Origin of the sequence: Algibacter luteus (genome assembly GCF_900141715.1) — a bacterium.
In the GTDB taxonomy this organism is placed as follows: Bacteria; Bacteroidota; Bacteroidia; order Flavobacteriales; family Flavobacteriaceae; genus Arenitalea; species Arenitalea lutea.
In genome coordinates, this window is the sequence record NZ_FQYK01000001.1 from 25,934 (window position 1) to 51,195 (window position 25,262).

Consider the following 25,262-nt stretch of genomic DNA (forward strand, 5'->3'; position numbering starts at 1 on the left):
CTTTATTCTTTAAAGAAATTCAAAATGTCTTCTATTTGGCCTTCTTCAACATTGGCATGTTGTAAGGCTTCCATTAAGGTAACCATTTTTTCAGGATTCATATCATCTCCTAAAATTCTAACGATACCAAATCCCATATCTTTAGCACTTCCAAAGATAACAACTTCATCAGCCTCTTCATCGGTACCTATATATTTTACATATATTTTGTTCCCTTTATCACTAAATTCCATTAAATCGTTGTACTTACTATCGCTTAAAATAGTTTTAACATTTTCCACTTCTTTTTTAAAAGTTTCAGCGTCGGTTTCGCTGGCTTTATAGCCTAAAAAATTCAATTTATTTACCGAATTATAGGCCTCTGTTTGCGCTTCGGTAAACTTAGATTTATCAATTTCAACCATAGAAAGTGGTAAGTCTTGAGTCATGAAGTTTTTAGCTTCTTGGTGGTCTACAAAATAGCTTTGTAAACTCGTACCATTACCGCAGCTCGTTAAAAAAACTGCGGTAAGTACTGTGTATACTAGTAATTTGATTGCTCGTCGCATTGACTGATGTTTAGTTTTTATTTATTCTTATCTAAATGCTTCCCTCCTGGGATATTCATTTTATCGGTAAGTTTAGAGATTTGGTTAAGATCAATATCTCCAGTCATCGACACCACAACGGTTTCAATTTTACGTTCTTTTCCGTTAATTTCAATCTTATCGTCCATCATTTTATCAATACCATTCACAAAGATTAAAAGTTCCTTAACGTGGTCGGCATCCTTACCTTCTTTTACATAAAATTTCACTTCTGTACCATCGTCTTTTACCTCCATTAACTCTTCTAAACCAGCAGATCTAGATTTTACATATTTGTAAATATCTGCAGAAATGGTTTTGTTATCCGTTACAATAGTTTTAAAACTGGTAATACTACTTACCATATCCATATATGCTTTAGCTTCTGGGTCTTCAACATTAATACCCATTTTAGCTATCATTTGAAACATTTTAGGTTTTATTGAAACATAGGTAACATCAGAGTTATCGCTATATTTATCAAAAATGTTCGACTGCGCCATTCCCGTTAGTGGTAATAACATGATGGCCATTATTAGTACTATTAATTTATTTTTCATCGTTCTTGTTTTTAAGTTATTTGTGTGTGTGTGTGTTAATTTTAATGATTTACTTTTTTAAAAATGATACTTGTTGTGTTTTCAATTTCATTAAGATATCCTAACGTTGCAGTGCCTTTATTCACTTCATTAAGATAACCAACTGTTGCTGTGCCTTTATTAAAGTTTTTAGAAATCATTTCCATAGATTTCGAAAACTCATTAAAAGCCAATTCCGGATCTTCAAAAGTTCCTAGATCGTTGCTACCAATCGTAGTTCCAAAGTAAATCCCCAACGCAAGAACCGCTACTGCTGCGACCGAAATCCATTTATAATTAAAAATTGTCTTAGTTTTTAATGGAACGTCTTTAGTAAATTGTTCTTGTTTGTTTACCAAAAAATACGCAAACATAGGCTTGTACACTTCTAAATGTGGCGCAACTGTGTCGCTGGTAAAATAGGTTTTCAACACTTGCTCTTCTTTAAGCGATGTTTCACCGTTTTCGTACTTTTCTAGTAATTTTTCTATATTATTTAACACCATAACTGTGTGTTTTTGTTAATTTTTCTCTTATTGTTTTTCTCGCTCTCGATAAGGCTACGCGTACTGCCGTATTATTCATATCCAGCATTTTAGCAATCTCATCAAAGTCATAATCTTCTATATCTCGTAGCTGAATTATCATGCGTTGTTGTTCTGGCAACTCCTCAATAATTTTTGCTACCCAATTTACACTATCATTTAACTCAACTTGCTTCTGTAACGGTGTGCTTTTTTCCTCATAATTACTATGTACAATTTTCAAATTTTGCGATTGTTTCGATTTTAATTTGTCAAAACAATAATTCTTTGTCATCGTCATCGAAAAAGCCTCAACATTCCTATACTCAGCAATTTTATTTTTGTTATTCCACAATTTCAACAGAACTTCTTGTGTTGCATCTTCGGCCTCCTCTGTCGATACCAACAAGCGTTTAGCCAATCGAAATACCTTATCCTTAAAAGGCAATACAATATTTAAAAACTCTGTTTGAGTCATTTTGGTTTGGTTTAATTAAAACAGCTTAGTTACGGCTATTTAGTATTACGACGATACATTAATTAATTTGTTACATGACCATGAAAAAAATAAAATATTTGGGCGCGTGCATGTCAGTCAAATTATAGTTAAAACGCCGTTTTTTTTAACATACTATTGCGTTTTAGCCCCTATAATTCACATTAATTTTTTTATACACAATAATGTCAGTAAATTTAGGGTTTTACAGATTAAAATTATCTAAAGTATTGCTATGAAAAATTATAAAGCCCTAATCCTACTTCTTATTGTTTCATTTTCCTTTTTCAATTGTTTTGAAGATAACGATGATATTGGCGTTACTGCAAACCAAATAAACGATTTTGTGTGGAAAGGCATGAATCTTTTCTATTTATACAAAGATGATGTACCAGACTTAGGCAATACCAGATTTTCAAGCGATGCCGAATACGCTTCGTTTTTAAACACATTTTCAACGCCACCTGGTTTGTTTGAAAGTTTAGTATATGACAGACAAAATGTTGATAGATTTAGTTGGATTGTTGATGATTATATCGCTTTAGAACAATTATTAGATGGCGTTACAGCAAGTAATGGCATGGAGTTTCAAGTATTTCGGTTTGCTCTATCAGACACCAATAGATACGGAATTGTTACACACGTGTTACCAAATACAGATGCTGCAGCTAAAGGCATAAAACGTGGCGATATTTTTTATGGTATAGATGGCATACAACTTACAGGTTCTAATCTTAGCGATCTTACTAATCAAGATAACTACACCATTAATATTGGTATTTATAACGACAATGGTACTGAAGATACCACAGATGACACCGTGGATACTACCTCAGAAAGTATTGCACTTTCTAAATCACAATACTCAGAAAACCCAATCCATGTCAATACAGTAATAGATGTTAATGGTATTAAAATTGGCTATCTCATGTATAATGGTTTTACAGGAACCGAAACCTATAATAATGCTTTAAATACTGTTTTTGCAGGATTCAAAAGTACTGGTGTTAACGAACTTGTGGTAGATTTAAGATACAATTCTGGAGGTTCTGTGGAAAGTGCTGTATTACTTGGAAGCTTAATAACGGGACAATTTGAAGGTGATGTTTTTAGTAAAGAACAATGGAACTCAGAATTTCAAGAAGCTTTTGAATCTCAAAACCCAGAAGCACTAATTAATAATTTTGTTGGTTCTTACAAAGGCAATTTATTGAACAGTTTGAACTTATCTAAAGTCTATTTTTTAACCACGGGTAGAAGTGCTTCTGCCAGCGAATTGGTTATAAATTCATTAAGACCTTATATTGATGTGGTGCAAATAGGCACAACAACAACAGGAAAATATCAAGCGTCTACGATTGTTTATGACTCAGCAAATTTTGGTCGAGAAGGTGCTAATCAAGGTCATTCTTATGCCATGTTACCATTAATTTACAAATCCGTAAATGCTGTTGGTAATACCGATTATTTTGATGGTTTAGAACCAGACATTTTAATTAGTGAGCAAGTTAGAAACTTAGGTGTATTAGGTAATGAAAACGAACGCTTCCTGGCTGCTGCAATTTCAGATATTACAGGAGAAGGACGGTTTATTCAAGAAAAGCAAAATTCAGAACTAGAATTCACTTTCAGCAGTAAAGATTATATTCCTGCTGGATTAGGCATGTATAGTAATAAAGAATTACCTTCAGGATTACTGAAAAGATAAGAACGTATAAAAAAAGACCTGAAGATGTTACTATAAACTCTTCAGGTCTTTTTTATGATTTAAAATAAATTTACAGGTTCAAATTCAAACCTAAACTCACATTTCTTCCTTTGGTTGTATAACCCAATATTTCAAAATAATCTTCATTTAACAGGTTAGTTACAGTCGCAAATAACTTCAATTTATTATGAATCAATTTATGACTAAAGTATAAATCAACTAACGAATACGAACTCAAATCTTCATTTACGAATGTTGAAAAGTTAAGATCAGTCCTACTTCCTACAAATTGATAATTTAATGACGCAAAAGATTTTTTAGAAAAATTATATCCTAAACTTGCGTTCGCTTTATGTTTAGGTATTCTTAATCTTACACCATCTTTAACTTCTGTGAAGGTATAATTTGTAGAAACAGATAAATTCTCAATCAAATCAATCTCAGCTTCCAATTCTAAACCATGCACCGTGGCATCGGTAGTTGCATTTTCATAAGCTGTGGTATAAATAATCGTCTGTTTTTCTTTTCTATTAAAATAAACACCGTTAACTCGAAATCCGTTTTTCGTGTTAAATTCTAAACCACCTTCAATGGTAACATTCTCTTCTGGTTGCAAATCAGGATTGGCTCCAAAAAAGCCAAATAACTGAGATAAATTTGGCGCAATAAACGAAGTTGCATATGATCCGAACGCCTTCGCGTAACCCTTATCAACAGGAATATTAAAAGACGGATTTAAACTATAAACAAAATGCGAACCGTATTCACTATGGTTGTTTAAACGACCTCCAATATTCAAATTTAACCCAGAATCAGAAACATAAACCACATTTACATAAGGGTCTGTGTTTGTAAAACTTTCATCTTCAACGAATAAACTCTCATAATCTCCATAATTTAAACCAACAATGGTATAGAACGAATCATTAAACACATATTTGTTAAATGCATCAACAACAAAACTCTTAGCTTCGTTTACTGTACTAAAATCTGAAATAGTTTCTCTATCAATTTTACTTAAAGCCGCATTAATTTGAAAACTACCATTTTTATAGCTCAATTTTGGTGATAGACTCACACGTTTTTGCTGAGATGTATAAGTATCTTCAGTATCAGTAAAAGTGTAAAACGGTGGTGGAAACCCGTCAATATCGGTTTTAAATTTATCATAACTTGCAAAAGCCGTTAATTCAAACTTATCGGAGAATTCATAACCCAATTTTAAATTGGTGTTATATCTCGAAAATGGATCTTTCTCTGGAGTTTCAGATTTTGCTGCCGATAATCCATCAACATATCGGTTTCCAAAACTTGCTAAATAACTCAATTTATTCAGTGTCCCATTTATCGATACATTATTTGTGAAATTGGCACCGTTATAATTCAAATCATCTTGAGATTGATTGGTTCCAACTACAGTTAAAAAACTTCCTGCAATCTTATCTGTAGATGATTTTTTAGTTGTAATATTTATAACAGCCGTTGCAGCTGCATTCCCATAAAGGGTACTTGCTGCACCTTTTATAATTTCAATCGATTCAATAGTATTTACATCTAATAAACGTAGATCAAAATCGTTCGAGACTAACGACGGGTCGTTTACCTGAACACCATCAATTAAAACCAATATCTGTCTGTTGTTTCCACCTCTAACAAAGCTTCCAAGATTTTGACCTTCTACACTTCTACTTCCATTAATTTCTATACCACTTTTGGTGTTAATTAATTCGGCAACAGTTCTGCCTTGATTGTTTTCAAGCTCTTGCTTTGAAATCTTAATTACCGTTTTACCTGAATTTTCACGTTTCAATTTAAATCGTGAATCTGAAATTACAACTTCATCAAGTTGCTCAATTTGGCTTAAATTGGTTTGCTCTTGCGCAAAACCAGTCCATGCGAATCCTAATAATAGGAGTCCTAACACATTAGTTTTTTTCATTTAAATGACTAATTACTCGGAATGGTAAGGTGTTAACCGTACTCAAACTTTTATCCCGAAAGTTTAACTTATTTGTTTTGAAAATGGCAGGTCTCCTGACTTGCGTCTTCATGTTGGTCTTCCCATCAAAATGACAGTGACATTGAAGTATAACATGAAGCTTTATAGCTTACAGTTGCGGGAACAGTTCAAGAATTGAAGACAAAGTATCGCTACTATGTATGTAAATCTTCGCACTTGATTCCCTTTTAATCGACATAAAATATAGTCGAACCAAATTTCGGTGTAAATGTACTTTTTTAAAGATTAAAATCTATAAAAAACTACTTTTTCTTATTTAGTTTGTAAATAAGATAAATAAAACCAACAAGAAAATGAGCTATTATAACTCCAGCTACTATATATATTGTTAAATTTGAACCGTCTCGCATGATTTTATTTTTGTCAAAAATAAGTAACCAAATCATGTTTAAATCTGACAATTATCATATTACAACTATGACCAAAACTTTTCTTTATTTATTTCTAATTTGTAGTCTGCTTGCCTGTAATAAAAAGGTTAAAACTGAAATATTAAATTCAGAAGAAAATCAAAAATCAGAATTAAAATACGCCGAAGGATTTTCGATAACTAAAACAACCAATTACACTATTATTGAAATAAATCAGCCCTGGCCTAATGCTGAGAAAAGTTATAAATATGTGGTGATTTCTAAAGCAAATGCTGCCAAAACTAGCTTTTTAAAAGATGAATTTGATGGCATTATAATTACCCCAATTGAAAAAATAGTAGTCACTTCAACCACACACCTTCCTGCGTTAGAATTACTCGAGGAAGAAGAAACTTTAGTTGGTTTTCCGGGAACACATTACATTTCATCAGAATCCATTAGAAACCGAATAGACAATAACAAAGTAAGAGAGCTTGGGAAAAATGAAGGCATAAATACCGAAGTATTGTTAGAATTAAACCCAGATCTTGTTGTTGGTTTTGGTATTGATGGAGGAAACCGCTCTCTTGAAATTATTAAAAAATCGGGGGTTCCTGTAATATTTAATGGCGATTGGGTTGAGCATTCACCGCTTGCAAAGGCTGAATGGATTAAATTTTTTGGTGTCCTTTACAATAAAGAAAAAAAGGCAGATTCTATTTTTAATCATATTGAAAAAGATTACTTAGCTACTAAACAATTGGCACTTAATGCAACAACTAAACCAAGCGTATTAAGTGGTGCCATGCATAACGACATTTGGTACTTGCCAAACGGAAATAGTACTGAGGCACAACTTTTAATTGATGCTAACGTGAATTATCTTTGGAACGATTCCGAAGGAAAAGGAAGTTTGCAGCTTAATTTTGAATCGGTTTTTATTAAAGCGAGAGACGCCGCTATTTGGTTGAACCCGTCAAATTATTCAAGTTTAGATGCTTTAAAAAATGGTAACGAAAACCATGCGATGTTTGATGCATTCAAAAATAAAAATGTGTATTCATTTACTAATACTACCGGGAAAACTGGCGGTGTTTTATACTACGAATTAGGAATGGCAAGACCAGATTTGGTATTAAAAGATCTTATTAAAATTTGTCACCCCAACTTACTTCAAGATTACAAACCCTTCTTCTTTAAACCTTTAGAATAATTGTTGAATAAAAAAACATATCAGGTGCCTTTCATCATATTAATAGTTTTATTAATTGTGTGTTTTTTTGTGAATATCAGTTTAGGGTCGGTTTCTATTCCGTTAAAAGCGATAGTTAATAGTCTTATTGGTAACGCCACGGATCAAGAAACTTGGCAACTTATTATTCAAAATTATAGATTACCAAAAGCCTTAACTGCGATTATAGTCGGCTCCGGTTTAGGGATTTCTGGATTACTCATGCAAACACTTTTTAGAAACCCTTTAGCAGGACCATTTGTTTTAGGCATAAGCTCTGGTGCCAGTTTGGGCGTTGCTCTTGTTATTCTAGGATCAAATATTTTTGGAGGTGTATTGGCCGCTTTAATGATTTCAAAATGGGGCATAGTTTTAGCAGCGAGTTTAGGTAGTTTTTTGGTATTGATTGCAGTGCTATTGGTTTCTTTAAAAGTACAAGATACCATGGCCATATTAATCATAGGACTTATGTTTGCCAGTATTACCGCAGCAATTGTTAGTGTACTTTCCTTTTTCGGGTCTGCGGAACAATTACAGCAATATATCTTCTGGGGATTTGGTAGTTTAGGCAATTTAACTTGGGATGATTTAATTATTTTACTTTCAATTTATAGCATCGGTCTTATTCTCGGCATTGCATCAATTAAATCATTAAATACATTTCTCTTAGGCGAAAATTACGCCAAAAGCTTAGGTTTGAATTTAAAACAAAGTAGGTTCTTAATTATAATTGCAACGAGTTTACTAGCGGGAACTATTACCGCTTTTACTGGTCCAATCGCATTTATTGGTCTGGCAATTCCACATTTAACAAGACAAGTTTTTAATACCTCAAATCATAAAATATTACTGCCAGCAGTTTTTTTATTTGGGGCCATTGTGATGCTTATTTGCGATATAATTGCGCAATTACCGCACAGCGATTATACATTACCTATAAATGCAATTACGTCTCTAGTAGGTGCGCCTGTGGTTATTTGGCTTTTAGTTAGAAAACGAAAAATGATATTTTAATGACAGACACCAACAAACATATCATTTTAAAAACTAAAGATTTATCTATTGGTTATACTTCCAAGAAGTCTAAAACAGTATTGGCCTCGAGCATTAATATTGAATTGAAAAAAGGTACTCTCGTTGGACTAATTGGTGCAAATGGAATTGGTAAATCTACCCTATTACGAACGCTCACCAATGTACAAAACCCACTAAGTGGAGAAGTTTACATCAACAACACCAACTTACTAAAATACGCTGCTATTGATTTGGCTAAAGTTTTAAGTTTGGTTTTAACCGAACCTGTAGCTTCAAAAAACATGTCGGTTTTAGAGCTCGTAGCTTTAGGCAGACAACCCTATACAAACTGGATTGGGAGCTTATCCAAACGGGATTTAGAGATTATTAATAAAGCCTTGAACCAAACTAATATCACAGAATTAAAACACAAAAAATGTTTTGAATTAAGTGATGGTCAACTTCAAAAAGTCATGATTACAAGGGCTTTAGCACAGGATACCGATTTAATTATTCTAGATGAACCTACAACGCATTTAGATATGTATCATAAAGCCTATATTTTAAAACTACTTCAGAGGTTAGCCATAGAAACCAATAAAACCATACTTTTTTCTTCGCATGAAATCGATTTGGCTATTCAACTGTGTGATCAATTGGTTGTGATGACAAAAACGGGAGTCGTTTCAGACGCACCTTGTAACTTAATAAAAAAAGGTACTTTTGAAACGCTGTTTCCTAAAGACTTAATTGCTTTTGATGAGAAAACGGGTAGTTTTAGGGTGAAGAAATAAATTCAAAAAGTAATGCAATTTCAAAACTTTTAAGGCTAAAAAAATTATCTTTGAGTTTATTATTCTTTTTAAATGAACGACAATCTTATTCTTATTCTATCTATTATAATTTCTGCAGCCATTGGTGGTTATTTAGGCATGCTTTTTACAAAATTGAAAAGTAAAAGTGAACAGTCCACGCTTGAAGAACGTCAAAATCAAATGCAATTAACTATTGAAGAATTAAAGCAAAATTTGAGTAAAATTGAATCTGAACGTGAAGAGATTAGAAGAGAAAAAGATTTTTTAAATACCGAATTAGCGAGAAAAAATTCGGAATACGAAAACCTTCAAGAATTAAACCTAAAACGAGATAAAGAACTTGAAGAACGCCAAGAGCAACTTCGTAAAGATTTTGAATTATTAGCTACCAAGATTTTAGAAGAGAAGTCGGAAAAATTTACACTTCAGAATAAAGAAAACATCAAAAACATATTAAATCCGCTTCAAGAAAAAATAAAAACATTTGAAGAAAAAGTAGATTTAACCCAAAAGGAAAGCATTAGTATGCATTCGGCTTTAAAAGAGCAATTGCTAGGTTTAAAAGACCTTAACCAACAAATGACTAAGGAAGCCACCAATTTAACTCGAGCCCTAAAAGGTGATAGTAAAATGCAGGGTAACTGGGGTGAATTGGTATTAGAACGTGTTCTGGAAAAATCTGGTTTAGAAAAAGACAGAGAGTATTTTGTGCAACAAAGTTTTACACTAGAAAACGGTTCGCGCGTATTACCAGATGTTGTCCTTCATCTTCCCGACGGAAAGAAAATGATTATTGACAGTAAAGTATCTTTAACCGATTACGAACGATTGGTTAATGCCGATGATGAAGATAAAGACCGTTTTTTAAAAGCACATGTTAATTCAATTAGAAAACATGTAGACCAGCTTTCCGAGAAAAATTATCAAGATTTATATGATATAGAATCGCCAGATTTTGTGCTCATGTTTATCCCTATAGAACCTGCCTTTGCTGTGGTTGTAAATGAAGACAATTCTATCTATAATAAGGCTTTTGAAAAAAATATTGTAATTGTAACACCATCAACACTACTTGCTACCTTGCGCACGATTGATAGTATGTGGAACAATGAAAAGCAACAACAGAATGCCATTGAAATTGCGCGACAAGCTGGAGCCCTTTACGATAAATTTGAAGGCTTAGTATCCGATTTAACTGGCGTTGGCAAAAAAATTGATGCCGCTAAAAGTGATTACTCCGCAGCTATGAACAAATTAGTAGAAGGACGAGGAAATCTGATCACAAGTGTTGAAAAACTAAAAAAAATGGGTGCAAAAGCCAAAAAATCGCTCCCTGAAGCCATTATAAAACGAGCTGAAGAAGAGTAGCCTCTTTTATTTGTTCTTAACTCAGAGCAATTATTGATTATCACGATTGATCGATAAATAGTTATTGAAATTATTTTTTAAAGTGAAATAATTCATAACTTCTTAAAAATAATGGCCTACTTAAAAGCGCAATCAATATATTATTATTTTAGCTATATAATAAACCAAAACCATCACTCATGTTCAAACACGCCAAAGATTCTCAAGTATCAATTACAGAACTTATGTTACCTGCCCATTCTAATTTTAGTGGTAAAATTCATGGTGGTCATATTTTAAATTTAATGGATCAAATAGCATTTGCGTGCGCTTCAAAACACTCCAGAAACTATTGTGTTACCGCATCTGTTAATCGTGTAGATTTTTTAAACCCTATTGAAGTTGGTGAATTGGTCACCCTCAAAGCATCGGTAAATTATACCGGAAGAACTTCAATGGTGATTGGGCTTCGAGTAGAATCTCAAAACATTCAAACAGGTAAAGTGAAACATTGTAATTCGTCATACTTCACAATGGTTGCTAAAGATGAAAATGGTAAAAATGTTAAGGTTCCTGGTTTAATTTTAGATGACAAACAAAGTGTAAGACGTTTTGCCAGAAGCATAGCCAGACAAGAACAAGCTAAAACCAGATCATCAAGATTTAAGTCTTCAGAATTTAAGATGGAAGAGCATTTAGAGGCTATAAAACTGCACAATGTTAAACTTGAGCTTTAGAAATAAACTCTAAAAACGGCATTTGGAGTAAATCCTAAAGAATTTTGTGTGGTCTCAACAACTTGTTCGTTATTAAGACGATAAAAGTTATTAATCTGATTTTCATAATCTAAAAGGTTCCATATTGAAATTCCAATATTGGCTTTTGTATGAGGTCCTAATTTGAAATCATAAATTGCTGAAAGATCTATTCGCATGTAATCTTCTAAGTTGGAAGCATTGGTTGCACCAAAATTCACCTCGTTATTAATAATCTCATTTCCTAAAATTGGTAAGGTGGTAGGTTTTCCAGAATGCCAATTTAAACCTGCTGAAAGTTTTAATTTATTTAATTTATATGCAGTTCCCATAGTAAAAGTTTGTGTTACATCAAAATTACTAGGAAAATAATCAGCTTCTAATTCATTAAAAAAATAGCGATTATTCATTAAAGAATAACTTAGCCAGGTATTAAATTTTTTGAGTCGTTTACTTATTAAAACGTCAACGCCTTTTACATCATACTTTCCTTTACTTTTTACAAATTCATATTGATTTTGAAACCCTTGACTCTGAGTTGTAACGCCTTTCACAACTTTATAAAACCAATCAATATCAACCAACCAACCATTATTGTTATAATTTATTCCAGTAGAAATTTGTTTACTTGTAATAACAGGGATGTTTTGATTATTTGATAATTGCCATCTCCGTTTTTCTATGCCTAAAAAATCATTCTGAAAATTTATAACTTGTGATGTATTTTGATGCTTATATTCTCCTAAAACTTCAAACGAAAAGTGTTCAAGAAATTGGTGACTAAAATTCAGTCTTGGTTCCCAAATTGATTTTTTAAATTTATTAATATAATTGTACCTCAATCCAACATTTAAACTGGTTCTTCTGTTTAACGATTTATAATCTATCTGAGAAAAAATGCCATGAGTTCTTAGAACTTCAGAAACCAAATTTTTAAATCTAGGGATGTCAACATCATCCAAATTTGTTACTTCAGTTTCCACAAAATGATAGCCAGTTAAAAACTTAAACGTATTGTTTAATTTATAATTCGATTTAAGTTTAATACTAGTTTCGGAGACTATATTCTCTTGAAGATAACGCTGAGATTCTAAAACATTTACATTTACCGCTTTCAGTTTATAATCGGTTTCATAAATTTCTAGCTCTGTATTAAAATCCTGATTCCATTCCCTAATATAATGTAACGCTCCTGCAATACTATTTTGTGATAATTGACTTTCTCGAGATACAAATTGATTATTAATTGTAGCATTCTCATTAAATTGAAGTTGGTTATGAACATTAATAAAATTAAGTCGAACCTCATCGGTATCACTAATTTTATAAATCCATCTGAAAGACGTATCGTAAAAGTCGAACGTTTCATTGCTATTGGTAATTGTTGAAGCATTACTAGAGACCTCGGTATTTTGCGAAATCCGGTCAAAAAAAGCAGTATAGGTGGGTGTTTCAACGAAATCACTAATAGATTTTCTGGCAGCAATCTGTATTGAAGACGATTTGTTAATTGGCACATCCACAAAGCTATTTATATTAGTTAAATTAACTTCAGCTAAACCATCAAACTCTTTATTTATCGCCTTATCGGTTTGCATTGCTATGGTACCAGAAACACCATCGGTATAGCTTACATCACTACCATTTTTTCTTAAAAAAACAGTTTGCGTAATATGTGGATTATACATAGAAATGAGACCAAAAAAATGACCGGATTGATACATTTTTATTCCATCCCAAAGCATTAAATTTTGGTCGTGAGTTCCTCCTCGAATATTAATATTAGATACCGATTCATTTATACTTTGAATACCTGGAAACGCCTGAACAGATTGCAAAACATCATCATCTATTAATCCTGGTAAAATATCAAAATTAGAAAAATCTATTTCGTAAGAACCATCACTTAACTTATTAATCCCGCCAGTAATATAGTTTGAAATAACAACCTCGGCTAAAGATTGAACATTTGAGGATAAATAAATATCTTCACATTTCAATATACTAAATTCATGTAATGGTTTTGTTATGGTTTTATAACCTAAAAACCGAATGGTTATAGGTGTGTTTATATTTTCAATTTCTATTTGAAAAAAACCATTGTCGTCGGTTATTGTTGAATGATTTGTTGACTGAATGGTTGCAGCTACTAAAGGTTGCAAATTACTTTTATCTTTAATATAACCACAAAATATGCTATCCTTTTTAGGCTTTACTAATACGATACGATCGTTCATAATTGAAAACGACAAGCCTGTTTTAGTTTCTAAATAAGCTAGCACTTCATTTAATGACAAACGCTCCAATGGAGGCATTATAACAAAGTCGTCAATAGTATCTTCAGCATAATTAAACTGAACATCAAAACGTTCTTGTAATACATCTATAACATGAGAAAGTGACTCTTGCTTTTTAGTTTTTTGAGCATAACAACTAAAAAGAACAAAAAATAATAAACTAAAAAAAATGATTATTTTTTTTTTTCTAATTACCATGTATTACTACCAGATTTGAAGTATTAATTTCATAGGTTATATTCATGGGTTGTGTTATTGCAATAAGGGCATTTTCAAGATTATCATGTGGAAAAATTCCAGTAAACAATCTTGTTACATCTATATTTTTCGAGACTACCTCAATTTTATATTGTCTTTCTAGTTCCGCTATAACTTCACCAATAGGAATAGCATTAAATTCACTTATGTTTTGAGTCCATTTTGGCGAACCTGCTAAAGTCTTTGCTTTGGAAAACTTACCATCTAGAATCAGATAGACATCACCAGCCGATAATTGTCTAACAATAGTATCTGAAACAACATTTACTTCGCCTTCAAAACATTTAACTTCAAAATAATTTTTACGTTGTTTTACATTAAATTTTGTACCTACAACGGTAACTAAACCAGTGGTTGTTTTTACCTGAAACGAGTTTCCTTTGGCGACTTTAAAATAGGCTTCACCAATTAATATTAAAGTCCTTTTATTTTCCCAATTTCTATCATTATACTCTATTGAAGAAAGCGCATTCAATTCAACTTGCGAATTATCAGGAAGTTGTATTGTCGTTTTTTGGCTTGCTAAAGTTTTCACAACTATATTGTTATTGTAAATAAAGGTAAGGTACATCGCTAATAATAAAAATACAATACTTGCTATTTTTATAAATGGATTAAACCAAATTAACTTTTTGGTTGTTTTTTTTGATGCTTTATATTGAGCTTTTAGGTTATCAAAATCAGCTATTTTTTGAGAAGGATCTGCTTTAAAATATTTAGCACTATCAACAATATATTGGTTTACAGCAGCGTCATCTAATTCATTAAATGCTTGTTTTTCAGAATCTGTAAGATCTTCATTCAACCATTTTTTTATTAAATATTCTTTATCCATTGTAAGCTTAACTTTAATATATAACAACTAAAACTTAGAAACTCCTGATTATTTTATTTTAAATCCTTTCAATTCTTTTTTCAAAATATTAAAAGCACTGTAAATTCTATATTCAACTACTTTTTGTGTAACCCCTAAAAGCTCTGCAATCTCACTGTGTTTTTTCCCTTCAGCTTTATTCAATAAGAAAGCTACACGTTGTTCTTCACTTAATTTCTCTAATACTTTTTGATATTGTTGTAAAAACTCCTCTTGCTCTAGAATAAACTCTGGGGACTCATTTGTATATAGTTCTGGCTTTTCTAAATGATATTTTAATACAATTTTATGATGTTTAATATCATTTAACGTCATATTATTAGCCACAGTAAATAAAAACGCTTTAGCTTTATTGAACGGTACTTTTCTGCAATTATTCCACAGTTTAATAAAGGCTTCTTGGGTTTTATCTGAGGGATTATATTGCTCTCCATATTTGTAATACAAAAAGTTGTACAAATCTTTCGCGTACTTTTTATAAATACGTTCAAAAATAGCATCTTCACAAATATTATCGTTAAGTTCTTTCGGCAAGGTGGCTCATTTTATTCTCTAAAGTTAGATAAAAAATTTGTACGAATTTAAAGAGTTATATTATGTATCGAAGTTTTAATAAAAAGATAGTTGAGTAACTTATAACAATCTACCATATTATAGTTTTTACATATACTTCAAATAAAATCAAAAAAAGTTTCAGGAGTTTTTATGTTTGAGTTGTTTTATTAATAAAGGCCTTTGTTGAGGGTTTCATAATCATGAGAAAATCATTTTATAAATCGGTGCTAGTTTTATTTTTTGTCTCACTGGCATTTGCGTCATGTAGAACTGAAGAATCAGAACTCATAGAATCTCCTCCTGAAGATGTTTTAGTTGCGAGTTCTACAGTAACAAGACTAATGCAAAACGTTTCCATCAATGATGGATCGATTGACAATATAATTGATTATGCCAATTGTTTTAATATCAAATTACCAGTTAAAGTAAACGCAAACGGGCAAGAAATTACTATTAATTATGAAAACGATTACAAAAAGATAGAGTATATATTTGATGACTCTGATGACGACGTGGATACTATCAGCATTACCTATCCGATACAAATAATTCTTAAAGATTTTAGTGAAGTTGTTATAAATAATAATACCGAATTATTGAGCTATTCCAGTAACTGTAATGGTGAAAATGAATATGATGAGGATATTGAATGTTTAGATTTTAACTACCCAATTTCAGCTTTTATTTTCAATTCCAATGATGAAATTATATACACACTACAAATAACTAACGATAGCGAAATATTTAACCTCATTCAGAACCTTGATAACTTTGATTTTGTATCTCTAAGATTTCCATTAACATTGACGATTTATGATGGCACCGAGTTGATAATTAATGATTTAAATCAATTAGAAACCACTATTGAAGCTTACAAAGATTCCTGCGATGAAGACGACGATTATGATTTTAATGATGATGATTGTAATGATTGCAATCCCCTCCAGCTGATTGATATTTTAACAAATTGCTCGGATTGGACAGTAGATAAATTAAAACGTTACGGTAATGACTATGATGATGTGTATGACGGTTACACCTTTAACTTTCAAAAAGATGGAACTGTAAGCGTATATTACTCTGGAGGTTCTGCATATGGTACATGGACAGCAAGTGGAGCTGGCAATAATATAACAGTAACTATTGATATACCTGATTTACCATATTGTAATAATGATTGGATATTACACGAGATTTCTGAATATTCTGAAACAAAAATTGATCTAAGAGTAGGAAGTTATAGTAGGTTAAGATATGAGAACATTTGCAACTAATAATAGTGGATAACAATGTACAAACATTGTTACCTCTAAAAAAAAATTAAGCTAGTAGAAATACTTTTATGAAAAAGAAAAGTTTCTTGATCGGATTATTTTCCCATACAATCTAGGAAATAATTGGTTAGCTAGCAACTGCTTCGGTATTTGATTACCGAAGCAGTTTTAAAATACTTTGAAATAATACCATGAAAAAGTTACTACTTATTATTGTGCTTATAATTACAGCTTTTTGCTTGTATAAATATGTTTATCAGAATCATAGAGATATAGAAAACGAAGAAGCTAGTTTTGAACTTAAATCAAGCACGCTAATTAATGAGTTTTCAATAAATCCGATTGAATCAGAAACCAAATATCTTAATAAAACTATTGAAATAACTGGCTCAATTACAGATATAAACGCCACCAATCTTACCTTAAACAATATCATTTTTTGTCAATTTTCAGAGCATTTACAAAAATCACTTTCGATGAATTCCCAAGTCAAAATAAAAGGACGTTTTATAGGCTATGATGATTTATTAGAACAAATCAAACTAGACCAATGTACAGTTGGCATTAATTAAGAAACTATTACTATGAAAATCAAACTACTAACATTATTTTTTTTAGGAATTACATCCCTAAGCGCTCAAACAACTCATAATTTAAATTGGCAAATTGGAATTGGCACAAATGTAGATTTAACTATTGAAGTTGGTGATACCGTTATTTGGAATTGGACAGATAATGCACCCCATACTGTTACAAGTTTACCTGGAAGCGCAGAATCTTTTAACAGTGGGTCCATTACTGGTAATGGCTCGACATATTCAAGAGTTTTCAACATTGTTGGCAGTAATCCATACGAATGTAGTTTTCATCCATTCTCAATGGCTGGAACAATTACAGTTCAAAACACGCTAAGCGTTAATGATTTTTTTAAAAATGGCTTTTCAATATCGCCTAATCCAGTAAAAACTGTTATCAACTTAAAAATGCCTTTAAATGTTAAGATAGACGAAGTTAAAATTTATAATCTATTAGGTAAAGAAGTGTATTTTAATAGTATATTAGAGAAACAAATAAATATTTCTAAATTAAGTAATGGTATTTATCTTGTAAAAATATCATCTGAAGGAAAAACTAAAACTAAACGATTCATTAAAATATAGACTTAAAATTATTGAACAATTACAAAAAATAAATTCTCTATAATAAATACCAGCCAAATGAAATATCAATTATTAGCATTTTTACTTATTCCGATAATAGCAATTTCTCAAAACGATTTATTAGATGAAATAGATTCTGATACGCTCGTTGACCAATATGCAACTGCTGCCTTTAAAGGATTAAAAATTGTGAATTTTGAATCTACTAAACTAGTAGCTGAAGGAGAATTAAATTTTATTGTATCTCATAGATTTGGAAGTGTTGAAGGCGGATTTGATAGTTTTTTTGGTCTTGATGAGGCAGTAACACGGATACATTTTGTTTACGGGTTAACGGAAGCTATAAATATAGGGGTTTCTAGAAGTTCATTTCTTAAAATCTATGATGTTACGGCAAAGTATAGATTAATACGTCAAAAAGAAAATGGGTTTCCTTTTACCGTAGTCGGATTCAATGCATTATTAATTAACACGGCTTTAGATAAAGATAATTTGCCCCTTTTAGAATTTAAACACCGTTTAGGCTATACGGCACAACTATTAATTTCAAGAAAAGTGAATACTGATTTAACCTTACAATTGGCGCCAACTTTTTTTCATGACAATTATGTTGTTTTTGATGCACAAGCAAATTCACAAATAGCTCTTGGTCTTGGTGGTAGATACAAATTAGGAAAAAGATGGTCTGTAAATGCCGATTATGGTTTGCATCTTAACAGAGCAGATAACTCGCCTTTTAAAAATCCGTTATCTATAGGATTCGATTTAGAAACTGGTGGCCATGTATTCCAAATGCACTTTTCTAATGCTCAAGCAATGAATACCAATGGTTTTTTAGGACAAGGAACTGGTGATTGGGGTGATGGTGATATTTATTTCGGATTTAACTTGAGTAGAACTTTCTAAATTTTTTTAGAATTAATTATTATAAAAATAAAATTCAACAAATAACTTAAAAATAAAAACTATGAAAACTAAAAATTTAATTTTCGTTCTAGCAATGTCGATGTTGCTATTCAATTGTTCTAGTGATAGTAATGATGATGTCAAGGAACAAGAAATGAATCCAGATCCAACTACAATTACTTATGATGCACATATTGCAAGTATTATCAATAACAATTGTAACCAATGCCATGGAAGTACGCCAACTAACAATGCGCCTTTTTCATTAACCACTTACGATGCTGTAAGAGGTAGAGTTGACCGCATCATTGCGCGTGTAAATAATTCAACCAATCCAATGCCTCCATCTGGCCAGATAAGTTCCAATTTGAGGGACATGATACAAAAATGGAAAGATGATGGACTATTAGAAAACTAATTTTTTTTAATTTCTGGTTTAGTTTTTGCGTGTGTTTAGTGATTATGAAATTAAAAGAAATATGATACGAAAGAAATATTTTTTGACTTTAGTCATATGCTTTATTAGTTGTATTGGTTTTTCTCAAACCAAGTACATTACTAAAACCGGTGTGGTATCTTTTGAAGCCTCAGTCCCCTCTTTTGAAGAAGTAAAAGCATCAAACAATTCGGTAACAGCCATTATAAATACAGATTCTGGTGAATTTGCTGCACTTGTTCTTATAAAAGGCTTTCGCTTTAAAAATGCCTTAATGGAGGAACATTTTAATGAAAATTATGCAGAGTCAGACCAATTTCCTAAAGCGACTTTTAAGGGTAAAATTACTGATTTTAATTTAGGGAATATCACAACAAACACGTCTTTTAAAGCTAATGGTGAGTTAAATTTTCATGGTAAAACAAAGCAACTCAAAGATATTGTGTTTAATATTTCCAAGGGAGAAAATGAAATTTCCATTACAGGAAATTTTAAAGCTTTAGCTTCAGATTTTGATATTAAAATTCCTAAAATAGTTAGTAACAAAATTGCTGAAGATATTGAAGTGTCTTTTCAGTTTGATTTAAAAAAGAAATAAAAAAAGCCGCTTAAAGCGGCTTTTTTTATTCAATATATGTTTACTATTTACTCAAATACATTTTTCTTCTCGAGTATAATTCGTAAAACTCATCGTCTTTCAAACTATCTATAAACAAAATACTCTCTCCTGTACTTTTCATTTCAGGGCCTAAGGTTTTATCAACATTAGGGAATTTATTAAAAGAGAATACTGGTTGCTTAATGGCGTAACCTTCAAGTTGTGGATTAAACTTAAAGTCTTTTACTTTTTTCTCACCAAGCATTATTTTGGTTGCATAGTTTACATAAGGCTCACCATAAGCTTTAGCAATAAATGGTACGGTTCTAGAAGCTCTTGGGTTGGCTTCAATTATGTAAACCACATCATCTTTTATTGCAAATTGAATATTAATCAATCCAACAGTATTTAAGGCTAAAGCAATTTTTTTCGTGTGATCTTTAATTTGTTGCATCACAAACTCACCCAAATTAAAAGGTGGTAATGTAGAATTACTATCTCCAGAGTGAACTCCACAAGGTTCAATATGCTCCATTATTCCAATGATGTAAACATCTTCACCATCACAAATTGCATCGGCTTCTGCTTCAATAGCACCTTCTAAATAATGATCGAGAAGTAATTGGTTCCCAGGCATTGCGCTTAACAATTCAACTACATGCTTTTCAAGTTCTTGCTTGTTAATTACAATTTTCATGCCTTGACCTCCAAGTACATATGATGGACGCACTAATATAGGAAAGTCTAAAACATCGGCAATGGCTGAAGCTTCATCTGCTGTTGTTGCAATATCAAATTGTGGATAAGGAATATTATTTTCTTTTAACAGATTTGAAAATAATCCTCTATCCTCAGCTAAATCTAACGATTTAAAGCTCGTTCCAATAATTTTTACACCATATCTATCAAGTTTCTCAGCAAGTTTAAGTGCTGTTTGCCCACCTAATTGAACAATTACACCTTCAGGTTTTTCATGCTTAATGATGTCGTAAATATGTTCCCAAAAAACAGGCTCGAAATATAGTTTATCCGCTGTATCAAAATCTGTTGAAACAGTTTCTGGATTACAGTTTATCATGATGGTTTCGTAACCACATTCCTGTGCAGCATACACACCATGTACACAACAGTAATCAAATTCAATTCCTTGTCCGATTCTATTTGGTCCAGAACCAAGAACAATTATTTTCTTTTTATCTGTAACTATACTTTCATTATCAGAGTATCGCTTACCATCAGCAGTTTGCATATCACTTTCAAATGTTGAATAGTAATATGGTGTTTTTGCTTCAAATTCAGCAGCACAAGTATCTACCAACTTGTATACACGATTAATACCTAGTTCTTCACGTTTGTTGTATACCTGACTTTCTAAACATCCCAACATGTGAGCTATTTGTCTGTCTCCATACCCTTTTTGCTTTCCTTCTAATAATAATTCTTTATCAATAGTATCGATATTAAACGTAGAAATCTCTTTTTCTAAGAAATATAGTTCTTCATATTGTTTTAAGAACCACATATCGATTTTAGTGATTTCAAAAATCCTACTTAAAGGAATACCCATTTTAATGGCATCGTAAATAATAAATACACGATCCCAAGAAGCATGAGTTAACTTTTCTATAATTTGTTCGTAGTTGGTATTTTCTTTACCATCGGCACCCAAACCATTACGCTTAATTTCTAATGATTGTGTAGCTTTATGCAGTGCTTCTTGGAACGAGCGACCAATCCCCATAACCTCACCTACAGCTTTCATTTGAAGGCCTAATGTTCTATCAGAACCTTCAAATTTATCAAAATTCCAACGTGGTATTTTTACAATAACATAATCTAAAGTAGGCTCAAATAACGCCGAAGTAGATTTCGTAATTTGATTATTTAATTCATCTAAATGATAACCTAAAGCCAATTTTGTAGCAATCTTTGCAATTGGATATCCAGTAGCTTTACTTGCCAATGCTGAAGAACGTGATACACGCGGGTTAATTTCAATAGCAATAATATCTTCATTATCATCAGGACTTACAGCAAATTGCACATTACAACCACCTGCAAAATCACCAATACTTCGCATCATATGGATTGCCATATCACGCATTTTTTGATACGTTCTATCACTTAACGTCATTGCCGGCGCAACCGTAATAGAATCTCCTGTATGAATACCCATGGGATCCATATTTTCGATTGAACAGATAATCACCACATTATCGTTAGCATCTCTAAGTAACTCCAATTCATATTCCTTCCATCCTAAAAGTGCTTTATCTATCATCACTTCATGGATAGGTGAAATTTCTAATCCATGACGTAAAAGCTTATCGAAATCCTTTTCTTCATAAACAATTGCAGCACCAGCACCACCTAAAGTAAACGAAGAGCGTATACATAATGGAAAACCAAACTCTTGAGCAATTTCTTTTCCTTTTAAGAATGAAGAAGCTGTAGCTTGAGGTGCCATTGGGATACCAATTTTTTCCATGAGCTCTCTAAATTGCTCCCTATCTTCAGTAATATTTATTGCATCAATATCAACACCAATAAGCTCAACACCAAAATCTTTCCATATCCCTTTTTCATCAGCTTCAATAGCTAAATTTAAAGCGGTTTGTCCTCCCATTGTTGGTAGAACAGCATCAATTTGAGGGTGTTCCTTTAAAATCTTTATAATAGATTTTGTATTTAACGGAAGTAAGTAAACATGATCTGCCATTGACGGATCAGTCATGATTGTTGCTGGGTTTGAATTAATTAAAATCGTCTCAATTCCATCCTCTCTTAACGATCTAAGGGCTTGCGATCCTGAATAATCAAACTCACAGGCTTGCCCGATAACGATAGGTCCGGAACCAATAATTAAAATAGATTTAATTTTCGAATTTTTCGGCATTTTCTTTTGGTTATAAGTTGTATTTTAATTTGTTACAAAAATAGTAATCCGTAGATATAAAAAAAGGCGTTACACTTAAGTAACACCTTTATATTATCAACAATTGTTAATCATTATTTCTTATGTCTAGCTTCAGTTGACACAGATAACTTTTTTCTTCCTTTAGCTCTTCTACGTGCTAATACCTTTCTACCGTTAGCAGAAGCCATTCTTTCTCTGAAACCATGTTTGTTTCTTCTCTTTCTTTTCGAAGGCTGAAATGTTCTTTTACTCATTATCTTATATCTTTAAAACTGAATTGTAATTTTTAAAATAGATGGCTTGTTAAAACCGAGGGCAAATATACAAAGCCTTTATTACTTTGCAAATCATTTTTATAAAAAAATTAGAAATATTTTTTACCCTTGAAAAATCTTCGTGAGACCTTTATTTATTTAGGATAAACGCATACAATCTTAAAAGTCTTTATATATTTTTTGATAAAAATTTAGTTTCTTTGCAGTCTCAAAACATCAATGTGGTTTCATTCTATACTGAAAACACATTTAATTATTTGAAATTTAATAAATATGTATAATAAAATCATAAAACTTATTATTGCTGCAGGAATTATTGCTTTTGCAGTTTATCAATTTACTGAAGGCTATATTGGCAATGGTATTTCCCTTATTTTTTTAGCTTCAATCTTTGTATTCTTATACTTTAAGAATGAGTTTATTTTATTAGCTTTTTTAAGGCTACGTAAACAGGACTTTGAAGGTGCTAAAAAATGGCTAAACAAAATTAAAGACCCTGAATCTGCGTTGGTAACTAAACAGCAAGGTTATTATAATTACTTACATGGTATTATGGTTTCTCAAGATAATATGAATGAAGCCGAAAAATATTTTAAGAAAGCTGTTTCTTTAGGATTGTCAATGGATCATGACTTAGCTATGGCTAAACTGAATTTAGCAGGTATTGCTTTTTCTAAACGTAGAAAACAAGAAGCTCAAAAACTGTTGGCTGAAGCTCAAAAATTAGACAAACAGGGCATGCTTACTGAGCAGATTAAAATGATGAAACAAAACATGAAGCAAGCTGTTGGCCCTAACCAACATTATGGAGCTGGTGCTTCTGTGAGATCGCAAAAAAGAAGAGGTAGATAATTTATATTAAAGGAGACCAAAGCCTACATACCGATTCTTTTATTTTTTTATATCTGGAGCGTTGTAGGTAATCTTCATAATCAACTGCTTCACAATCTTGAAGGTCGTCTAAAAAATGTTGTTTTAATATTTTACTCGTTTCTTTATCATAAATAAAGGCATTCACTTCAAAATTGATGTTAAAACTTCTATAATCCATATTAGCGGTTCCTACAGTTGAAAAAATATCATCAACAACCATAGTTTTGGCGTGAATAAATCCTTTTTTGTAACGGTATACCTTTGCCCCTGCTTCTAACAACTTATCTAAATAAGAATTTGTGGCGTGCTTTACGATTTTAGAATCAGACTTTTTTGGAATAATAAGCTTCACATCTAAACCGCTTTTAGCAGCAATTACTAGCGCTGTTATAATTTCATCATTAGGTACAAAATAAGGAGTTGTTATGTAAATATACTCTTCGGCTGTGGCAATTGCAGTAAACATAGCCTCCATAATATTTGCCCAATCGGTATCAGGTCCGCTTGCCGCAATCTGTAATGCCACATTCTTCGTGCATTCAGTGTCTGGAAAATAAACTTTCTCAATTTGAAACTTTTGGTTTGAAACAAAATCCCAGGTGGTAAAGAAGTAGATTTGTAATGATTTTACAGCTTCGCCTACAATTCTAACATGTGTATCTCTCCAAAAATGATTTTTACTTTCGTCATTTAAATACTCATCTTCAATATTTATGCCGCCAACATAAGCAATGACACCATCAATAATGGCAATTTTCCGATGATTTCGATAATTCATTTTGCCAGTAAATCTTGAAAATAAAACGGGCATAAAAGGATAATATTCTACACCATTATCAGTAAGTTTTCGCTTCATCACTGCCGATATGTTGCTACCTACATCATCATAAGTCAAGCGTACTTCAATGTCTTCTTTTGCTTTTTCGCATAAGATGTTTAAAATTTCGGTTCCTATTTTATCATCCTTAATGATGTAATATTCTAAATGAATGTGATGTTTGGCTGATTCGAGATCTTGAATAAGTTTTGGAAACTTAATATTTCCATCCTTCAAGATTTCTATATCATTATGCAACGTTAAGGGTGAGTTATCGCTACTATACAGCAGATTTACGAGTTTGACCTTCTCATCTAAATAGTTATCTACTTTCTGTATTTCTTTTTCATCAAATTTAAAATCTTCCTGAATCGATTTAATAATGCTCTGATTTAGTACATTTTTTCTGTTGAAGATTTTGTTCTTTCGATATTCTTGACCAAATAAGTAATAAACTACTAGCCCTAGAAACGGAAAAAATATTAATACTATAATGTAGGATAGCGTTTTTGTAGGGTTAATATTTTTGAGCAAAATAGTAATAGCAGCCGAAGCTGCTATTATATAGTTTAACGTTAAGAGAATACTCCAGTAATTATGCTTTATGTATTCAATCAT

The 25,262-nt window shown here is 31.7% G+C and carries 24 protein-coding genes and 1 riboswitch; of the genes, 13 read left to right on the top strand and 11 right to left on the bottom strand.

Annotation, left to right across the window (positions count from 1 at the left end; translation table 11 throughout):
* Positions 1–2: 2 nt before the first annotated feature.
* Genes BUA46_RS00110 through BUA46_RS00125 form a run of 4 tightly spaced genes read right to left on the bottom strand, consistent with a single transcriptional unit; the run spans position 3 to position 2,146 of the window.
* Complete coding sequence (locus BUA46_RS00110; RefSeq protein WP_026009998.1) at positions 3–548, bottom strand: GFO_1091 family lipoprotein; 546 nt, start codon at positions 546–548, stop codon at positions 3–5.
* Between the two features lie 17 nt (positions 549–565).
* A complete protein-coding gene (locus BUA46_RS00115) occupies positions 566–1,126 on the bottom strand; it encodes a DUF4252 domain-containing protein (protein ID WP_019387138.1) in 561 nt (186 codons plus the stop codon).
* Positions 1,127–1,167: 41 nt separating this feature from the next.
* Positions 1,168–1,650, bottom strand: coding sequence for a PG0215 family putative anti-sigma factor (locus BUA46_RS00120; RefSeq protein ID WP_019387137.1), 483 nt, complete (start codon positions 1,648–1,650; stop codon positions 1,168–1,170).
* Positions 1,637–2,146, bottom strand: coding sequence for an RNA polymerase sigma factor (locus BUA46_RS00125; RefSeq protein WP_019387136.1), 510 nt, complete (start codon positions 2,144–2,146; stop codon positions 1,637–1,639). The genes BUA46_RS00120 and BUA46_RS00125 overlap by 14 nt, the downstream gene beginning before the upstream one ends.
* A 253-nt stretch (positions 2,147–2,399) precedes the next feature.
* Here BUA46_RS00125 and BUA46_RS00130 point away from each other — a divergent pair, with 253 nt between their 5' ends.
* Positions 2,400–3,872, top strand: coding sequence for a GFO_1087 family putative carboxy terminal peptidase (locus BUA46_RS00130; RefSeq protein WP_019387135.1), 1,473 nt, complete (start codon positions 2,400–2,402; stop codon positions 3,870–3,872).
* 70 nt (positions 3,873–3,942) lie between these two features.
* On the opposite strand, the gene BUA46_RS00135 is transcribed toward BUA46_RS00130, so the two are convergent.
* Positions 3,943–5,811, bottom strand: coding sequence for a TonB-dependent receptor plug domain-containing protein (locus BUA46_RS00135; protein WP_019387134.1), 1,869 nt, complete (start codon positions 5,809–5,811; stop codon positions 3,943–3,945).
* 68 nt (positions 5,812–5,879) lie between these two features.
* Positions 5,880–6,104, bottom strand: a riboswitch (cobalamin riboswitch).
* A gap of 172 nt (positions 6,105–6,276) precedes the next feature.
* Between BUA46_RS00135 and BUA46_RS00140 the strand changes: the two genes are divergently transcribed.
* The 5 genes from BUA46_RS00140 (at position 6,277) to BUA46_RS00160 (ending at position 11,386) form a co-directional block, all read left to right on the top strand.
* The gene (locus BUA46_RS00140) at positions 6,277–7,455 is read left to right on the top strand and encodes an ABC transporter substrate-binding protein (protein ID WP_019387132.1); all 1,179 of its coding nucleotides are present in this window, start codon (positions 6,277–6,279) and stop codon (positions 7,453–7,455) included.
* Positions 7,456–8,487: a FecCD family ABC transporter permease gene (locus BUA46_RS00145; protein WP_019387131.1), complete on the top strand. Its 1,032-nt coding sequence runs from the start codon at positions 7,456–7,458 to the stop codon at positions 8,485–8,487.
* The gene (locus BUA46_RS00150; RefSeq protein ID WP_019387130.1) at positions 8,487–9,281 is read left to right on the top strand and encodes an ABC transporter ATP-binding protein; all 795 of its coding nucleotides are present in this window, start codon (positions 8,487–8,489) and stop codon (positions 9,279–9,281) included. The genes BUA46_RS00145 and BUA46_RS00150 overlap by 1 nt, the downstream gene beginning before the upstream one ends.
* A gap of 72 nt (positions 9,282–9,353) precedes the next feature.
* Complete coding sequence (locus tag BUA46_RS00155; RefSeq protein WP_019387129.1) at positions 9,354–10,670, top strand: DNA recombination protein RmuC; 1,317 nt, start codon at positions 9,354–9,356, stop codon at positions 10,668–10,670.
* A 179-nt stretch (positions 10,671–10,849) separates the two neighbouring features.
* Positions 10,850–11,386 (top strand): acyl-CoA thioesterase, encoded by a 537-nt coding sequence (locus BUA46_RS00160; protein WP_019387128.1) that lies wholly within the window; start codon positions 10,850–10,852, stop codon positions 11,384–11,386.
* Here BUA46_RS00160 and BUA46_RS00165 read toward each other — a convergent pair.
* From BUA46_RS00165 to BUA46_RS00175, 3 genes are read right to left on the bottom strand one after another with little or no spacing between them, the layout of a single operon-like run.
* On the bottom strand, positions 11,383–13,899 hold the full coding sequence (locus BUA46_RS00165; protein ID WP_019387127.1) for a TonB-dependent receptor: 2,517 nt from the start codon (positions 13,897–13,899) through the stop codon (positions 11,383–11,385). The two genes, BUA46_RS00160 and BUA46_RS00165, sit on opposite strands and share 4 nt — an antisense overlap.
* Positions 13,889–14,794 (bottom strand): FecR family protein, encoded by a 906-nt coding sequence (locus BUA46_RS00170; RefSeq protein WP_019387126.1) that lies wholly within the window; start codon positions 14,792–14,794, stop codon positions 13,889–13,891. The genes BUA46_RS00165 and BUA46_RS00170 overlap by 11 nt, the downstream gene beginning before the upstream one ends.
* 48 nt (positions 14,795–14,842) lie before the next feature.
* Entirely contained in the window at positions 14,843–15,367 is a 525-nt protein-coding gene (locus tag BUA46_RS00175) for an RNA polymerase sigma factor (RefSeq protein ID WP_019387125.1), read from the bottom strand.
* Positions 15,368–15,588: 221 nt separating this feature from the next.
* On the opposite strand from BUA46_RS00175, the gene BUA46_RS00180 reads away from it, so the two are divergent.
* From BUA46_RS00180 to BUA46_RS00205, 6 genes are all read left to right on the top strand, one after another.
* The gene (locus BUA46_RS00180) at positions 15,589–16,662 is read left to right on the top strand and encodes a hypothetical protein (protein WP_019387124.1); all 1,074 of its coding nucleotides are present in this window, start codon (positions 15,589–15,591) and stop codon (positions 16,660–16,662) included.
* 191 nt (positions 16,663–16,853) lie between these two features.
* Complete coding sequence (locus tag BUA46_RS00185) at positions 16,854–17,234, top strand: OB-fold protein (protein WP_019387123.1); 381 nt, start codon at positions 16,854–16,856, stop codon at positions 17,232–17,234.
* A gap of 12 nt (positions 17,235–17,246) precedes the next feature.
* The gene (locus BUA46_RS00190; protein ID WP_019387122.1) at positions 17,247–17,822 is read left to right on the top strand and encodes a T9SS type A sorting domain-containing protein; all 576 of its coding nucleotides are present in this window, start codon (positions 17,247–17,249) and stop codon (positions 17,820–17,822) included.
* A 57-nt stretch (positions 17,823–17,879) separates the two neighbouring features.
* Positions 17,880–18,728, top strand: coding sequence for a DUF5777 family beta-barrel protein (locus tag BUA46_RS00195; RefSeq protein ID WP_019387121.1), 849 nt, complete (start codon positions 17,880–17,882; stop codon positions 18,726–18,728).
* 61 nt (positions 18,729–18,789) lie between these two features.
* Positions 18,790–19,146: a hypothetical protein gene (locus tag BUA46_RS00200; RefSeq protein ID WP_143148033.1), complete on the top strand. Its 357-nt coding sequence runs from the start codon at positions 18,790–18,792 to the stop codon at positions 19,144–19,146.
* A 61-nt stretch (positions 19,147–19,207) separates the two neighbouring features.
* Positions 19,208–19,762, top strand: coding sequence for a YceI family protein (locus BUA46_RS00205; protein ID WP_019387119.1), 555 nt, complete (start codon positions 19,208–19,210; stop codon positions 19,760–19,762).
* Positions 19,763–19,805: 43 nt separating this feature from the next.
* On the opposite strand, the gene carB is transcribed toward BUA46_RS00205, so the two are convergent.
* Both carB and rpmH read right to left on the bottom strand, forming a co-directional pair.
* On the bottom strand, positions 19,806–22,658 hold the full coding sequence (gene carB / locus BUA46_RS00210) for a carbamoyl-phosphate synthase large subunit (RefSeq protein ID WP_019387118.1): 2,853 nt from the start codon (positions 22,656–22,658) through the stop codon (positions 19,806–19,808).
* A gap of 113 nt (positions 22,659–22,771) precedes the next feature.
* Entirely contained in the window at positions 22,772–22,933 is a 162-nt protein-coding gene (gene rpmH / locus BUA46_RS00215; protein ID WP_019387117.1) for a 50S ribosomal protein L34, read from the bottom strand.
* Positions 22,934–23,227: 294 nt separating this feature from the next.
* On the opposite strand from rpmH, the gene BUA46_RS00220 reads away from it, so the two are divergent.
* Positions 23,228–23,806: a tetratricopeptide repeat protein gene (locus BUA46_RS00220; protein ID WP_019387116.1), complete on the top strand. Its 579-nt coding sequence runs from the start codon at positions 23,228–23,230 to the stop codon at positions 23,804–23,806.
* Position 23,807: 1 nt separating this feature from the next.
* Here BUA46_RS00220 and cls read toward each other — a convergent pair whose 3' ends face one another.
* Entirely contained in the window at positions 23,808–25,262 is a 1,455-nt protein-coding gene (gene cls / locus BUA46_RS00225; protein WP_019387115.1) for a cardiolipin synthase, read from the bottom strand.

Bases quoted from the DNA above. Each gene is read 5' to 3' on its own strand.
- BUA46_RS00110 (WP_026009998.1), bottom strand. From the start codon at position 548: ATGCGACGAGCAATCAAATTACTAGTATACACAGTACTTACCGCAGTT.
- BUA46_RS00115 (WP_019387138.1), bottom strand. From the start codon at position 1,126: ATGAAAAATAAATTAATAGTACTAATAATGGCCATCATGTTATTACCA.
- BUA46_RS00120 (WP_019387137.1), bottom strand. From the start codon at position 1,650: ATGGTGTTAAATAATATAGAAAAATTACTAGAAAAGTACGAAAACGGT.
- BUA46_RS00125 (WP_019387136.1), bottom strand. From the start codon at position 2,146: ATGACTCAAACAGAGTTTTTAAATATTGTATTGCCTTTTAAGGATAAG.
- BUA46_RS00130 (WP_019387135.1), top strand. From the start codon at position 2,400: ATGAAAAATTATAAAGCCCTAATCCTACTTCTTATTGTTTCATTTTCC.
- BUA46_RS00135 (WP_019387134.1), bottom strand. From the start codon at position 5,811: ATGAAAAAAACTAATGTGTTAGGACTCCTATTATTAGGATTCGCATGG.
- BUA46_RS00140 (WP_019387132.1), top strand. From the start codon at position 6,277: ATGTTTAAATCTGACAATTATCATATTACAACTATGACCAAAACTTTT.
- BUA46_RS00150 (WP_019387130.1), top strand. From the start codon at position 8,487: ATGACAGACACCAACAAACATATCATTTTAAAAACTAAAGATTTATCT.
- BUA46_RS00155 (WP_019387129.1), top strand. From the start codon at position 9,354: ATGAACGACAATCTTATTCTTATTCTATCTATTATAATTTCTGCAGCC.
- BUA46_RS00160 (WP_019387128.1), top strand. From the start codon at position 10,850: ATGTTCAAACACGCCAAAGATTCTCAAGTATCAATTACAGAACTTATG.
- BUA46_RS00165 (WP_019387127.1), bottom strand. From the start codon at position 13,899: ATGGTAATTAGAAAAAAAAAAATAATCATTTTTTTTAGTTTATTATTT.
- BUA46_RS00170 (WP_019387126.1), bottom strand. From the start codon at position 14,794: ATGGATAAAGAATATTTAATAAAAAAATGGTTGAATGAAGATCTTACA.
- BUA46_RS00180 (WP_019387124.1), top strand. From the start codon at position 15,589: ATGAGAAAATCATTTTATAAATCGGTGCTAGTTTTATTTTTTGTCTCA.
- BUA46_RS00185 (WP_019387123.1), top strand. From the start codon at position 16,854: ATGAAAAAGTTACTACTTATTATTGTGCTTATAATTACAGCTTTTTGC.
- BUA46_RS00190 (WP_019387122.1), top strand. From the start codon at position 17,247: ATGAAAATCAAACTACTAACATTATTTTTTTTAGGAATTACATCCCTA.
- BUA46_RS00195 (WP_019387121.1), top strand. From the start codon at position 17,880: ATGAAATATCAATTATTAGCATTTTTACTTATTCCGATAATAGCAATT.
- BUA46_RS00200 (WP_143148033.1), top strand. From the start codon at position 18,790: ATGAAAACTAAAAATTTAATTTTCGTTCTAGCAATGTCGATGTTGCTA.
- BUA46_RS00205 (WP_019387119.1), top strand. From the start codon at position 19,208: ATGATACGAAAGAAATATTTTTTGACTTTAGTCATATGCTTTATTAGT.
- carB (WP_019387118.1), bottom strand. From the start codon at position 22,658: ATGCCGAAAAATTCGAAAATTAAATCTATTTTAATTATTGGTTCCGGA.
- rpmH (WP_019387117.1), bottom strand. From the start codon at position 22,933: ATGAGTAAAAGAACATTTCAGCCTTCGAAAAGAAAGAGAAGAAACAAA.
- BUA46_RS00220 (WP_019387116.1), top strand. From the start codon at position 23,228: ATGTATAATAAAATCATAAAACTTATTATTGCTGCAGGAATTATTGCT.
- cls (WP_019387115.1), bottom strand. From the start codon at position 25,262: ATGATTGAATACATAAAGCATAATTACTGGAGTATTCTCTTAACGTTA.